The 12,752-nt window shown below is 71.3% G+C and carries 11 protein-coding genes and 1 pseudogene; 6 read left to right on the forward strand and 6 right to left on the reverse strand.

Annotated elements, in window-relative coordinates:
- Positions 1-67: 67 nt before the first annotated feature.
- Together NQU55_RS03865 and NQU55_RS03870 are read left to right on the forward strand one after the other, a co-directional pair.
- Positions 68-952: a DUF4097 family beta strand repeat-containing protein gene (locus NQU55_RS03865; protein ID WP_168092443.1), complete on the forward strand. Its 885-nt coding sequence runs from the start codon at positions 68-70 to the stop codon at positions 950-952.
- Positions 952-1,974, forward strand: coding sequence for a PadR family transcriptional regulator (locus tag NQU55_RS03870; protein ID WP_168092444.1), 1,023 nt, complete (start codon positions 952-954; stop codon positions 1,972-1,974). The genes NQU55_RS03865 and NQU55_RS03870 overlap by 1 nt, the downstream gene beginning before the upstream one ends.
- Before the next feature lie 60 nt (positions 1,975-2,034).
- On the opposite strand, the gene NQU55_RS03875 is transcribed toward NQU55_RS03870, so the two are convergent.
- From NQU55_RS03875 to NQU55_RS03885, 3 genes and pseudogenes are all read right to left on the reverse strand, one after another.
- Complete coding sequence (locus NQU55_RS03875; RefSeq protein ID WP_168092445.1) at positions 2,035-2,409, reverse strand: hypothetical protein; 375 nt, start codon at positions 2,407-2,409, stop codon at positions 2,035-2,037.
- A 153-nt stretch (positions 2,410-2,562) separates the two neighbouring features.
- Positions 2,563-3,435 carry a transcriptional regulator gene (locus tag NQU55_RS03880; protein WP_240976293.1) on the reverse strand — a complete coding sequence of 291 codons (873 nt, stop codon included), beginning with the start codon at positions 3,433-3,435 and terminating at the stop codon, positions 2,563-2,565.
- Positions 3,436-3,588: 153 nt separating this feature from the next.
- Positions 3,589-3,774 (reverse strand): annotated as a pseudogene (locus tag NQU55_RS03885) (helix-turn-helix domain-containing protein); the annotation flags it as partial.
- Between the two features lie 72 nt (positions 3,775-3,846).
- On the opposite strand from NQU55_RS03885, the gene NQU55_RS03890 reads away from it, so the two are divergent.
- Positions 3,847-4,521 (forward strand): HAD family hydrolase, encoded by a 675-nt coding sequence (locus tag NQU55_RS03890; RefSeq protein ID WP_168092446.1) that lies wholly within the window; start codon positions 3,847-3,849, stop codon positions 4,519-4,521.
- A gap of 149 nt (positions 4,522-4,670) precedes the next feature.
- Complete coding sequence (locus NQU55_RS03895; protein ID WP_168092447.1) at positions 4,671-5,456, forward strand: hypothetical protein; 786 nt, start codon at positions 4,671-4,673, stop codon at positions 5,454-5,456.
- A 45-nt stretch (positions 5,457-5,501) separates the two neighbouring features.
- Here the strand turns inward: NQU55_RS03895 and NQU55_RS03900 are convergent, their stop codons facing one another.
- A complete protein-coding gene (locus tag NQU55_RS03900) occupies positions 5,502-6,956 on the reverse strand; it encodes a cellulase family glycosylhydrolase (protein WP_168092448.1) in 1,455 nt (484 codons plus the stop codon).
- Positions 6,957-7,108: 152 nt separating this feature from the next.
- On the opposite strand from NQU55_RS03900, the gene NQU55_RS03905 reads away from it, so the two are divergent.
- The gene (locus tag NQU55_RS03905) at positions 7,109-8,311 is read left to right on the forward strand and encodes an RNA-guided endonuclease InsQ/TnpB family protein (protein WP_168092449.1); all 1,203 of its coding nucleotides are present in this window, start codon (positions 7,109-7,111) and stop codon (positions 8,309-8,311) included.
- Between the two features lie 30 nt (positions 8,312-8,341).
- On the opposite strand, the gene NQU55_RS03910 is transcribed toward NQU55_RS03905, so the two are convergent.
- Entirely contained in the window at positions 8,342-9,304 is a 963-nt protein-coding gene (locus NQU55_RS03910; protein ID WP_168092450.1) for a zinc-binding dehydrogenase, read from the reverse strand.
- A gap of 213 nt (positions 9,305-9,517) precedes the next feature.
- On the opposite strand from NQU55_RS03910, the gene NQU55_RS03915 reads away from it, so the two are divergent.
- On the forward strand, positions 9,518-10,897 hold the full coding sequence (locus tag NQU55_RS03915; RefSeq protein ID WP_168092451.1) for a TolB family protein: 1,380 nt from the start codon (positions 9,518-9,520) through the stop codon (positions 10,895-10,897).
- 155 nt (positions 10,898-11,052) lie between these two features.
- On the opposite strand, the gene NQU55_RS03920 is transcribed toward NQU55_RS03915, so the two are convergent.
- Entirely contained in the window at positions 11,053-12,264 is a 1,212-nt protein-coding gene (locus NQU55_RS03920; RefSeq protein ID WP_168092452.1) for an NAD(P)-dependent malic enzyme, read from the reverse strand.
- Positions 12,265-12,752: the final 488 nt, after the last annotated feature.

The following is a 12,752-nucleotide window of genomic DNA, read 5'->3' on the forward strand; positions in this document are numbered from 1 at the left end:
CGTGTTTCACGTAAGACGCGATAGGTTGCGTCTTGTTCCGCCGTCCTGACGCAGAAGGGGGCCCGGCATGCCCGCCGAATCCGAGTGGTCACTGTCCGCACCACGGAACATCACCTTCGAGGAGCCGGTCGTCTCGCTGGACGTGCGCCTGGTCGACGGCACGGTCAACGTCGTCGGCACGGAGGGCGGCGGCCCGGCCCGCCTGGAGCTGACGGCCGTCGACGGCCCGCCGCTGAAGGTCACCCACCAAGACGGCGTCCTGACCCTCGCGTACGAGGACATGTGGCCCCCGAAGACCTTCCAGTCCCTCCGCGGCTGGCTCTCCCGCAAGCACTGGGACCGCTCGGCGGACGTGACCCTCACCGTGCCCGCGGCGGCCGGCGTCGCGGTCGCCGTCGTCGGGGCGGGCACCGTGGTCTCCGGGATCGCGGGCAGCACCAAGGTCCAGGGCGTCTCCGGCGACACCACTCTCGTCGGCCTCACCGGAGACGTCCGCACCGAGACGGTCTCGGGCCGCGTGGAGGCCCAGCGCCTCGGCGGCGACGTCCGCTGCAACACCGTCTCCGGCGACGTCACGCTCGTCGAGCACACGGGAGGCCTGGTCAAGGCCGACTCGGTCAACGGCAACGTCGTGATCGACCTGTCGCCGGCCGCGCCGGGCACCGACCTGGCGGTCACCTCCGTCTCCGGCGAGGTCGCCGTCCGGCTGCCCGCCACGGCGGACGCGACGGTGACGGCGGGCACCACCGTCGGCCCCGTCTCCTGCGCCTTCGGCGAGCTGCAGGTCCGGGACCGGTTCGGCGCCCGGGACATCTCCGGCCGGCTCGGCAGCGGCCCCGGCCGGATCAAGATCACCACCGTCTCCGGCGCTGTCGCCCTGCTGCGCGGACCGGACGCCGACGACTGGGCCGGCGCCGCCGCCGAGGCCCCCGCCCAGGGAAAGGTCCTCTGATGCCCCCCGTCTTCGCCCACGGCCGGCTGCGCCTGTACCTGCTCAAGCTGCTCGACGAGGCGCCCCGCCACGGCTACGAGATCATCCGGCTGCTGGAGGAGCGCTTCCAGGGCCTGTACGCACCCTCCGCCGGCACCGTCTACCCGCGCCTGGCCAAGCTGGAGGCCGAGGGCCTGATCGCCCACACCACCGAGGGCGGCCGCAAGGTCTACGCCATCACCGCCGCCGGCCGCGCCGAACTCGCCGGCCGGCAGGGCGAACTGGCCGAGCTGGAACTGGAGATCCGCGAGTCCGTCGCCGCGCTCGCGGCCGACATCCGCGAGGACGTCCGGGGCGCGGCGGGCGACCTGCGGCGCCAGGTCCGCGAAGCCGCCCGGCAGAACCGGGCGGCCGCGGACGCGCCCTCCTTCGACAGCGCGAAGGAGGACTTCCGCCGGGCGAAGGAGCAGTGGAAGGAACAGGCCCGCCGCGCCAAGGAGGAGAGCCGGCGCGCCCGCCGGGACGCCCAGCAGGCCCGCCACCAGGCCTGGGAGGCCCAGCAGTGGGCCCACGAGGAGGTCCGGCGCGCCACCCGGCACGTCCAGGAACAGGTGGAGGAACACCTGCGCCGCGGCGACTGGCCGACGGGCGTCGCGGAGGGCGTCAGCGCCCTGGCGAAGGAGTTCGGCGCTTTCGCGGCGCGCGCGACGGGGGCGGCGGGAGCGGGCGGGGCGGAAGGCACGGCCGGCGCGGAAGGCACGGCCGGTGCGGCGGGCCCGAACGGCACGGCCGGCACGGCCGGCGCGACCGGCACCCGGCGCCCCGAGCCCCCCGCGGGCCCCGCCCCCGAGTGGGCCGAACCCGGCGCCACCCCCTCCGCGGACCCCGCCCGCGACCTGGACCGCCTCCTGGACCGCTTCCGCGACGACATCCGCGACGCGGCCCGCGACCACGGCGTGACCCGGACCCAACTGGACGAGTCCCGCCACCACTTGGCCGACGCCGCGGCCCGCATCACGGCCCTGCTGCGGCCGGGGGGCTGAGGTGCCGACGGGGTCCACGGCTTGGTGGCTGGCGCGGCTGTTACCGGCGACGCCCCGCCGTCACCCGGCGGCGGGCAGGGCTCCCAGCACCCGGACAGCTCCGGGAACGCACAGGCCCTCCGGCCCACGGGGAGCCCCGGCCAGCCAGTAACTACCGGGTGGCCCGCCCCGTCCCGGCGCGGGCACCCCGAGAACGCACCCCATCCCCAGCGCTTCGGTACCGGGCTCGTCCCATCCGGCCGCGGTGCCGGGCGGCACGAGGGCGTAGTACCACCGCCGCGCGGAGTCCACGACCACCGCACCACCCCTCGCCCCGGCCTCGCTGAAGGCCCGCACCACGTCTTCGCGGCGCCCGCTCCCCGCATGCTGGTGCACGGCATAGGCGGGCAACCGGACCGCGTCGAAGACGATGCCGGTACGGAGCAGAGCGGGCATGCCCCGGCCCCACACCTCACGGATCTCTTGGGGATGGCGTTCCCCTGTGGTCAGCCAATGGGTTGCAGCAATCGGCACGTTCATGCCGCCGACGGTAGGCGGGCCGCCTTCGGACGAACCGAGCCGTCAGCTCGGGTGAACTACGGGCTCGGCTCAGAGCAGCCCCAAACGCTCCGCGAGCAGCTCGGCCTTCCGGGCGTGCAAGGGGCGGCCACGCCGGATGAGGCCGAGGGTCATTTCGCGTCCCACGGCCGAGCGGGCCAGATCCTCCGGGGCCAGCCGCTCAAGCTCAAGCAGCTGCAGGAGCACAGCGGGGTCCTCGCGGCGCAGGTGGTGGCAGTGAGCCACGTCGGCAGCGAAGGTGAACGCCCTTTCGAGCGACTGCGGGGCGCTCATGTCCACGGCATCCGCCATGCGCAGGGCTTCACCTGCCTCCCCCGCCTCCATCTCGACGCGGATGCTGTGCAGTTCGACGTTGGTGGGGCCGAAAGCGGTCCACATCACATTGCCCTCTCCGACCCTCAGTGCGGCCGGTCGCGCCTGGTCGCTGATGCGCGCACGAGCCGCCCACCAGTGGCGGCGGCGGGCCGCCGCCACGGCCGCCACGGCCGCCACCAAGTGAAGAGCGCCACTCATGGCGAGAAGCTCCCGGTCCACCACTGTGTGTGCAGCCAGCCGGTCGATGGCACGGACCGCGACCTCCTGCGCCTGTTCCGCATCGCCGGACCCCAGGAGTGCGTGCCCGAGATTCCACTGGGCGGCCGGGATGCGAAGCGGGTCGTCGGCGTCTTCCGCGGCCCGGGCGGCCCGGTCCGCGGCGAGCAGGGCGAGATCGGTGCGCCCCGTACGCCGCAGATACGACCGGAGCAGGAAGAACAGATCCGCGGCTGCGCGCAGCACCTCTCGCCTGGCCGGTTCGTCCGGACCGGTGCGGTGCGCGCGTACGGAATGCTCCACGTCACCGATCAGCGCCGGCAACACCGCCGTGACCTCGGTGAACCGGGTCGGGGACGTCTGCCACCTCATCCAGGCACCGTTCACTCGTCCGCGCAGCTCGACGGGGCCGACGGCCGGCCGGCCGCTACGGGGCGGCCCGGTCCCCAGCAACGCCCTTACGACACCGGGGCAAGCGCCCCCGTCCGGCGCCGTCGCGTCCGGAGGTACATCTGCGAGCAGGGCACCTGTGGGCACCCCGAGCTCGCGGGCGATCGCGTTGAGGACTGGTACCGACGGCACCTTCAGCCCGCGCTCGATCTGGGAAAGGTAGTCGGGTGAGATGCCGACAAGGCCTGCGATAACGTCCTGGCGGCGTTGTCTCCGGTAGTGGCGGATCCTGTCACCGATCGGCAGATCCGGAGCGACCATCGCCGCCCTCCGTTCACAGAGCTCGATTCCCCCGGCCAGCCTATGCTGGAGTCCCGGCGGCAAAGGGGCGCTATGACAAAGGGACTTGTTCTCTGGGACATCGACCACACCCTCGTGGACACCCGGGGCATAGGACGGTCCCTGTTCGCCGAGGCGTTTCGGGAAGTCACCGGGCGGGCGATGGAGAGGCAGGCCCGGCCCGACGGTGCCACCGACAGGGCCATCTTCCGCGAGACCGCACAGTTGCACGGACTCGCGACCGGCCACGAGGAGTTCGGTGCCTTCGCTGCGGCCCTCGCGGAGGCTCACCACCGGCGGGCCGCCGAAGTGCGCGCAGCGGGCCGCGCCCTGCCGGGTGCCGGGGCCGTGCTCAGCGCCCTGGCACGGGTGGCGAACCTGAGGCAGTCCGTCGTCACCGGCAACATCCGCCCCACAGCCGCGGTGAAGCTGGCGGCTTTCGGCCTGGACCGTCACCTCGACCTGGCGATCGGCGCCTACGGGGAGGACGACGAGGACCGCGCCGAGCTGGTGGCGCACGCACTGCGGCGAGCGATGCATGGGGCGGCCGATGCGGTCCTGGTCGGCGACACACCTGCCGACGTACAGGCCGGTCTGCGCCAGGGAGTACGCGTGGTGGCCGTGGCCACAGGCCGGAGCTCCGAACAGGAGCTCCGGTCGGCAGGTGCCGACGCCGTCCTCCCTGACCTGACCGGCACACAGCAAGTGGTCAGCCTGCTTCTGCTCTGAAAGCCGCACAAGCGTGACGTGACCGGCCGGATGCCACCTGTCGCGTAACCTGCAGGATTCGGTGTGCGTTCTCTCAGCACATTATGTTTGTTCGTTCCGCATTCTCTGACCGGGTGACGGAACCGGGCGCTCCGGGATGGCATAGAGACATGTACTCGCACGACGCTGGACTTCTGCCCGCTCTCGTAGTGGGCGGCGTGCTGGCATTTCTTTTCCTCGCGAGTCTTCAGCATGCCATCAACAAAGGTAAGCAAAGCGAGGGCTCGGCGGAGGACAGCGATCGCCACCTCAAACAGCTGGACAGCGTCGCCCTTGCTCTTGGCTTGGCCTTCGGAGCTGCAGCCTTCTGCCTGACGTTCGCCGTACTCAACCCGCTGCTACAGCTGGAGCTGATGACGTGGCCCGAGGTGAAGCGGCAGTGGTTCGAGGGCGCGGTCACACTCCGCCTGACAACGATTTATTTCACCGCACTGCTGATGTGGCGGGCCCTCTCGTACGTGCTCGACGTCAACGGGCTCGGCGGCACCGGAAAGCCTACCGAGTTCGAGACCGAGTTTCAGACGATCAATCCAGTGTTGAACGACAAGGATCGCCGCCTGCGCGACCTTTGCCAGTCGGCTATCTTCATCGGCGCGCTGGCAACTCTTTGGGGGCTATCAGCGAAGGGTGTCAGTACACCGGAAACAGCGATCCTCTCATGGGTGTTCGGCTTCTTCAGCGATGACTGGCTCATCATGCTGAGCTATTCCCGAGAGCTCAAAGGCCGGTTGTTCAAGGCGGACCGCAGACGCCTCGTAGTGGTGAATGCGCTGCTGATCGTGCCACTCGGTGCGCTTGTCTGGAGGGAATGGGGATGGCTGATCGTCCTTTGGGTTCCCGTCATGCTGGGAATCGTGGCAGTCCGCTACCAGTGGAAGCCGTGGATCGATGCCTGATGAGGCAACACTTCGGGTCACGGGCCCCGGCGCGCGGCGCCCGCGTCAGTCCGACGTCGCCGTCACCACGACCTCGCCGCCTCCGGCGCCCGCCGTCACCCGCACCGTAGCCCGCTCCACCTCAGGAACCCGCGTGGTGTCCGCCCGGGCCGGGCCCGTCACCGTGACGTGCCAGCCGCGGGGCGCCGGCGGCAGGATCAGTTCTGTGGTGCCGTGCCGCCTCGGGGCGTATATCAGGCGGTAGGCGCCCGTCATCGGGCTGTAGAACGCGGACCGCACCGTCCCCGCCACGGCGGCCGCGTACGGCTCGGCCGTCCGGGACTTGTTGGCCTGGAAGATCCCGTCGGCGTTCATGGCGCAGTAGCCGCCGCCGTAGCACCACTGCCAGCTCGCCCAGCCGCTCGCGTAGCGGGACATGGAGGTGAGTGCGTCCTCGTAGAAGTGGCCCATGTTCGGCAGGGAGCTGTCGAGCGGGCCCCACTCGCCGATGAAGACGGGGATGCCCATGGCGCGCGGGTAGTGGACGACGGCGGCCTCGTATGCGGTCAGCCAGCCCGACGCCGGGTCGTAGTCGCGCCCGGCCTCCATGGCGGCGTTGTAGAAGTGCGGGGCGTAGACGACCTTGGGGTCGTGGATGCGGCCGAGGCCGGTGGGGACGCCCTCGCCGGCGGCGGGGGTGGGCTCGACGAACAGCCAGTGGCGGCGGTCGACGCGCCGGATCGCCTCGGCGATGCGCCGGTACATGGGGGTGATCTGCGTGGACTCGATGCGGCGGGCCGCGTCGGGGATGCTCTCGCCGGGGCGTATCCGGCCCATCGGCTCGTTGATCAGGTCGTAGCCGAACACGGCGGGGTGGCCCGCGAGCCGCCCCGCGAGGACCTGCCACATGCGGGCCTGGGCGCGGCGCAGGTCCTCGTCCTGGTAGAGGTGCTCGAAGGCGGCCTGGACGGCCGGTTCGAAGTACTCGGCGAACCAGTCGTCGGGGTGGGGCCGGTAGGGCAGGCCGTCGGTGCGGGTGGCCCAGGCGGGGATGCCGCGGTGGCTGCCGAAGGCGGGCCCGTAGACGTCCTGGTGGGCGTCGATGACGACGCGGACGCGGTACTTGTGCGCCCAGTCCAGCACGCGTTCGATCTTGCGGAGGTAGGCCGTGCTGTAGTGGCCGGGCCGTGGCTCCAGGTCGTCCCAGAAGACCGCGAGGCGGGCGAGGTTGAAGCCCTCCGCGGCCATGTCGCGCAGGGAGCGCTCCGTGATGTCCGCGAGGGCCTCGTCGCCGCGGTGCTCCTTGTCGGCGAGGTTCCAGCCGCGCAGGGTGAGGGCCCGGCCCTGCTCGTCGGTGAGCGGCGGGATGCCCGTGGCCGGGATGCCCGTGGCCGGGGCGCCCGGGCCCGCGGCACCCGGGTCCGTACGGGCCTCCGCCGGGGCCCCGGGCGTCAGAAGCAGCAGGACAGCGGCAGCGGCGAGGAACGCCGCCTTGCGCAAGCGTCTCTTCGGCGAGCACATGATCATCCGGCACCTCCGAGGAGTCCCGCCCGAGGCGGGGAGGGAATCAAACTCCGGCGCAGCAGGTCATATGAACCGGCTGCAAGGGTGGATCGATCCAGGCAGTCAACTATCCGTGAAAACTCACAAGTTGACGTGCTAGCTTGTGATTCGTGACCGTGTGCGTGAAGCGGGCCTTCAGGTACCGCTTCTATCCGACGTCCGAGCAGGCTGCTGAGCTTGCCCGGACGTTCGGGTGCGTGCGCAAGGTCTACAACATGGCGCTCGCTGCCCGCACCGAAGCATGGGCGAGAGGCGAGCGGGTCAACTACAACGCCACCTCGGCGATGCTGACGGCATGGAAGAAGGCCGAGGAACTGGCCTATCTGTCCGAGGTGTCTTCCGTGCCGCTGCAGCAGTGCCTCCGGCACCTGCAAGGGGCATTCGTAGCGTTCTGGGAGAAGCGGGCCAAGTATCCGCGCTTCAAGTCCCGGAAGAGGTCGCGGAAGTCCGCCGAGTACACCAGCTCGGCGTTCCGGTTCCGGGACGGCCGTATGTACCTGGCGAAGATGAAGGATCCGTTGAACATCGTATGGTCGCGACCTCGGCCTCTCCCTGAGGGGGCGCAGCCGACCACGGTGACGGTGTCGCAGGATGCGGCGGGTCGCTGGTTCGTCTCGATGCTGTGCGAGGACCCCGGCGTAAAGCCTCTCCCCGCCACCGATTCGGCGGTCGGGATCGATGTCGGCCTGAAACACCTGCTGACCCTCTCCACCGGCGAGAAGATCGCCAACCCGAGGCACGAACGCCGCGACCGCGGCCGCCTTGCCAAAGCACAGCGGGAGCTGTCCCGCAAGGCCAAGGGTGACGGCGCCAACCGACGCAAAGCCCGGTTGAAGGTCGCAAGGATCCACGCCAGGATCAGCGACCGCAGGCGAGATCACCTCCACAAGCTCACCACCCGACTCGTGCGTGAAAACCAAACGCTCGTCATCGAGGACCTGACCGTACGCAACATGGTCAAAAACCGGAACCTGGCCCGCGCCATCAGCGACGCCGCGTGGTCGGAGTTCCGGAGCATGCTGGAGTACAAGGCCGCCTGGTACGGGCGGGAAGTGATCGCGGTGGACCGCTTCTTTCCCTCCTCCAGACTGTGCTCCGCCTGCGGCACCTTGCAGGACAAGATGCCGCTCAGCGTCCGAACCTGGACATGCCAAAGCTGCGGGACGACCCACGACCGGGACATGAATGCAGCGAAGAACCTTCGGGCCGCCGGGCTGGCGGTGTCTGTCTGTGGAGCCGGCGTAAGACCTCAACGGAGAACTCCGGGCGGGCCATCGGCGACGAAGCAGAAATCCCTACGGCGCGAGCCGTAGGACTCCCCCTCGTTTACGAGGGGGAGGATGTCAAACCGTCAGGACGACCTTGCCGAACAGGTCGCCACCGGCCATCTTCTCGAACCCCTCGCGGGCCCGGTCCAGCGGCAGGACCGAGTCGATGACGGGCCGTACGCCGCGCGCCGCGCAGAAGCTCAGCAGGTCCGCCAGTTCCTCCTTGGAGCCCATGGTCGAGCCGACGACCTTCAGTTCCAGGAAGAAGATGCGGTTGAGCTCGGCGGCCGGCGGGTTCGGTCCACTGGTCGCGCCGGAGATCACCAGGGTGCCGCCGGGCTTGAGGGACTTGACCGAGTGCGACCAGGTGGCGGCGCCGACCGTCTCGATGACGGCGTCCACCCGGTGCGGCAGCCGCGCCCCCGGCTCGTAGGCGCCCTCGGCGCCCAGCTCCACGGCGCGCTCGCGCTTGGCCGCGTCGCGGCTGGTCGCGAAGACGCGCAGGCCGGCCGCGGCGCCGAGGACGATCGCGGCGGTGGCCACGCCGCCGCCCGCGCCCTGCACCAGGACGCTCTGGCCGGGGCGCACGTCCGCGTTGGTGAACAGCATGCGGTACGCGGTCAGCCACGCGGTCGGCAGGCAGGCGGCCTCCTCGTAGCTGAGCTCCTTGGGCTTGGGCAGCACGTTCCACGCGGGGACGGCGACGCGCTCGGCGAAGGTGCCCTGGTAGCGCTCGGTGAGGATGGAGCGCGGCTCCGTCGGGCCCACGCCGTGGCCGGTCTGGCCGATGACGGAGTGGACGACGACGTCGTTGCCGTACTCGTCGACCCCGGCGGCGTCGCAGCCGAGGATCATCGGCAGCGCCTCCTCGCCGAGGCCCACCCCGCGCAGCGACCACAGGTCGTGGTGGTTGAGGGAGGCGGCCTTGACGTGGACGACCGTCCACCCGGGAGGCGCCTCCGGCTCGGGGCGCTGCCCCAACTCGAGTCCGGTGAGCGGCTGGTCACGGTCGATGCGTGCGGCGTAGGCGGCGAACATGATCCGAACCTAGCCCCGCCGCCTGCCGGGCGAAACCACGCCGCGGTGTGACGCGCGCCGCGCCGTGCGTCCCGTCCAGTCCTTCCTGTCGCAACGGCCGTATCCGCGGCGGAGACTGCGCCTCCTCGTTGACCGGGCGTGAGACCCGGGGGTTGGCTTCGGTTGCCCCGTGCCGCGCCGGCGCGGGCCGTCCCCGAGGGGGTTCAGACGATCATGCGTCATCTCAGACGGGCCGTCGTCGCCGCGGCCGTCGCAGGAACCTGCGCGGCCCTCCTGCCCGCGGTTCTCCTGCCCACGGCCCTCCTGCCCGCAGCCGGAGCCGCCTCCGCGGCGGCCCCGCGCCCCGCCCCGCGCATCGAGCGGGTGAGCGTCGCGAGCGACGGCACCCAGGCCGACGCGGAGTCCCACGGCGCCTCGCTCAGCGCCGACGGCCGCACGGTGGTCTTCCTGTCCCGGGCCGGCACGCTCGCGCCCGGCGCCGGTCCCGCCGGGCACGTCTTCGTGAGGGACCTGCGGACCGGGAGGACCGAGCTGATCAGCGCCGCGAGCGACGGCACCCCGGCCGACAGCTGGTCCTCGTCGCCGTCGATCAGCGGCGACGGGCGGTACGTCGTCTTCGACTCGGGGGCGGACCTCGCCCCCGGCAGCAACCCCGCCGGCTCCGACGTCTTCGTCCGTGACCGCCGGACCGGGCGGACCGAGGTGCTCGTCGCGAACCGCACCGGCGGCAGCGGCTCGAACCATTCGGCCGCCATCAGCACCACCGGCCGCTACGTCGCCTTCGTCTCCGGCCGCGACGACCTCGTGCCCGGCGACACCAACCAGCGGGAGGACGTCTTCGTCCTCGACCGCCGGAGCGGCACCACGCAGCGGGTCAGCGTCACGAGCGACGGCACCCAGGCCGACGGTATGTCCGGGTACCCGGTGATCAGTGCGGACGGCAGCCGGATCGGCTTCCGGACGGCGGCCCGGAACCTGGCTCCGGAGACGGCGGGGAAGCCCGGGTCGCGCAGGCCCGCCGCGGATCTCGCCCGGCCCGGTCTCTACGGCTTCTACGTGCACGACCTGCGCACCGGGCGCACCGAGCGCGCGGCCGAGACGTACGACGGCCTGCAGGCGCTGGTCACCGGCGGCACGGGGCTCAGCCCCGACGGGCGCTACGCCCTCTTCTCCAGCCCCGAGCAGGTCGTGGCGGACGACACCAACGGCGCCCAGGACGTCTACGCCAAGGACCTGCAGACCGGGACCACCCGGCGCCTGAGCCTCGCCGCCGACGGCTCGCAGGCCGACGGCGCCTCCTACGGGGGCGCCGCGATGAGCGTGGACAACGAGCGGGTGTTCTTCGCCTCCGACGCCGGGAACCTCGTGCCCGGCGACACCAACGACCGGCAGGACGTGTTCGTACGGAACCTGCGGACCGGCGCCGTGGAGCGGCTCAACGTCGCCGCCGACGGCACCCAGGACGACGGGAACGCGGGCGAGGTCAGGACCGACCTGCTCGGCCGGACCGCCGTCTTCAACAGCTGGGGCCGCAACCTGGTCCCCGGCGACACCAACGGCACGGGCGATGTGTTCGTCCGGCGGCTCGGCTGAGACGGCTACCGGGCCGCACCCCCGGCAGGGGGTGCGGCCCGGTCTCGTATCCCGTGTCCCGTATCCCGTATCCCGTAGGAGACGGCTACGGCTCTAGTACGGCGTACGGCTCTCATAGGCGTACGCCGTATCGGCGTCGGGAGCCGGCGTCAGCGTCAGCGCCGGGCCACGCCCTCCGCGCGCGCGGCCGCCGCGACGGCGGCCGTCACGGCCGGGGCGACCCGCTCGTCGAACGGCGACGGGATGACGCACTCGGCGCTCAGCTCGTCCGCGACGACGGCCGCGAGGGCCTCCGCGGCGGCGAGCTTCATGCCCTCCGTGATGCGGGAGGCCCGCACCTGCAGGGCGCCCGCGAAGATGCCCGGGAAGGCCAGGACGTTGTTGATCTGGTTCGGGTAGTCGCTGCGGCCGGTGGCGACGACGGCCGCGTACTTGTGGGCGACGTCCGGGTGGATCTCCGGGGTGGGGTTGGCCATGGCGAAGATCAGGGCGTCCTTCGCCATCGTGGCCACGGCCTCCTCCGGGACCGTGCCGCCGGAGACGCCGATGAAGACGTCCGCGCCGTCCAGGGCCACGGCCAGGGGGCCGGTGAGCCCGGCCTTGTTGGTGAAGCCGGCGAGGTCGCGCTTGACCTCGGTGAGGTCCTCCCGGTCGCCCGAGACGATGCCCTTGCGGTCGCAGACGGCCACGTCGCCGATGCCCGCTTCCACCAGGATCTTGGCGATCGCGACGCCGGCCGCGCCCGCGCCGGAGATCACGGCGCGCAGCTCGCCGAGCGTCCGCCCGGTGAGCCTGGCCGCGTTGCGCAGGGCGGCGAGGGTGACGACGGCGGTGCCGTGCTGGTCGTCGTGGAAGACGGGGATGTCCAGCCGCTCCTGGAGCTTGCGCTCGACCTCGAAGCAGCGCGGCGCGGAGATGTCCTCCAGGTTGATGCCGCCGAAGGAGGGCGCGAGGCGCGCGACGGTCTCGACGATCTCGTCGACGCCGCGGCAGTCGAGGGCGATGGGGACGGCGTCGACGCCGCCGAACTGCTTGAAGAGGATCGCCTTGCCCTCCATCACGGGCAAGGAGGCCTCCGGGCCGATGTCACCGAGCCCGAGCACCGCGCTGCCGTCCGTGACCACGGCGACGACCTGGGACTTCCAGGTGTAGTCGTGGACGAGCTCCGGCTGCTCCGCGATGGCGCTGCACACCTTGGCCACGCCGGGCGTGTAGGCGAGGGACAGATCGTCCCGGTCGCGCACGGGCACGGTCGCCTGGACGGCCATCTTGCCGCCCCGGTGCAGCGCGAACGCCGGATCGAAGAACTCGTCGCGAGTATCGTCCGGACCGCTGTCGCTGCGAGGATTCACGATCTCCGCTGCCACTTTATTTGACCCCTTTGTCGAATGTCCGTCGAGGGTATCCGCCCTGGGTTGCGGGGCGGGTCGGGCTTCACGTCCGTGTCCGGCCACCGAGATGACCTGCGCGCGGGGGGTGGTGCCGCGCGTTTCGGAGACGTATGCCGGGCGCGCCGCACACGCGCCCTTCCCCCTGGTGCGGGGTGTGGCTGGCCTTTCTATCAAATGAGCGCTACGGCCTACGAGTGAGTTCCCGCTGACTTGTCGCGGCGCGGCCGGGAGCAGCCCCTGTTCGCGGGTCGGAACGGTGTCAACTGGGGGCATAAGTCCACGGAGTGAGACAGAGCGCGCGTGACATACGTCTCGCTCGGCGGCTCATAGAAGCGGAACCCTTGAGTCCGTTACTCCGGACCGACCTGGTACCGACCTGATGCGGCACGGGGATCGCCCGTTATCCGATTTTGACATAGCGAGGCCCCCGAATGGTGCAGTCCGGATGGCAAGATGCCCCAATC

This window comes from Streptomyces telluris, assembly GCF_024519335.1.
GTDB lineage: Bacteria > Actinomycetota > Actinomycetes > Streptomycetales > Streptomycetaceae > Streptomyces > Streptomyces telluris.

Coding starts and splice junctions, on each gene's coding strand:
- NQU55_RS03865 (WP_168092443.1), top strand. CDS start 68: ATGCCCGCCGAATCCGAGTGGTCACTGTCCGCACCACGGAACATCACC.
- NQU55_RS03870 (WP_168092444.1), top strand. CDS start 952: ATGCCCCCCGTCTTCGCCCACGGCCGGCTGCGCCTGTACCTGCTCAAG.
- NQU55_RS03875 (WP_168092445.1), bottom strand. CDS start 2,409: ATGCCCGCTCTGCTCCGTACCGGCATCGTCTTCGACGCGGTCCGGTTG.
- NQU55_RS03880 (WP_240976293.1), bottom strand. CDS start 3,435: ATGAGGTGGCAGACGTCCCCGACCCGGTTCACCGAGGTCACGGCGGTG.
- NQU55_RS03890 (WP_168092446.1), top strand. CDS start 3,847: ATGACAAAGGGACTTGTTCTCTGGGACATCGACCACACCCTCGTGGAC.
- NQU55_RS03895 (WP_168092447.1), top strand. CDS start 4,671: ATGTACTCGCACGACGCTGGACTTCTGCCCGCTCTCGTAGTGGGCGGC.
- NQU55_RS03900 (WP_168092448.1), bottom strand. CDS start 6,956: ATGTGCTCGCCGAAGAGACGCTTGCGCAAGGCGGCGTTCCTCGCCGCT.
- NQU55_RS03910 (WP_168092450.1), bottom strand. CDS start 9,304: ATGTTCGCCGCCTACGCCGCACGCATCGACCGTGACCAGCCGCTCACC.
- NQU55_RS03915 (WP_168092451.1), top strand. CDS start 9,518: ATGCGTCATCTCAGACGGGCCGTCGTCGCCGCGGCCGTCGCAGGAACC.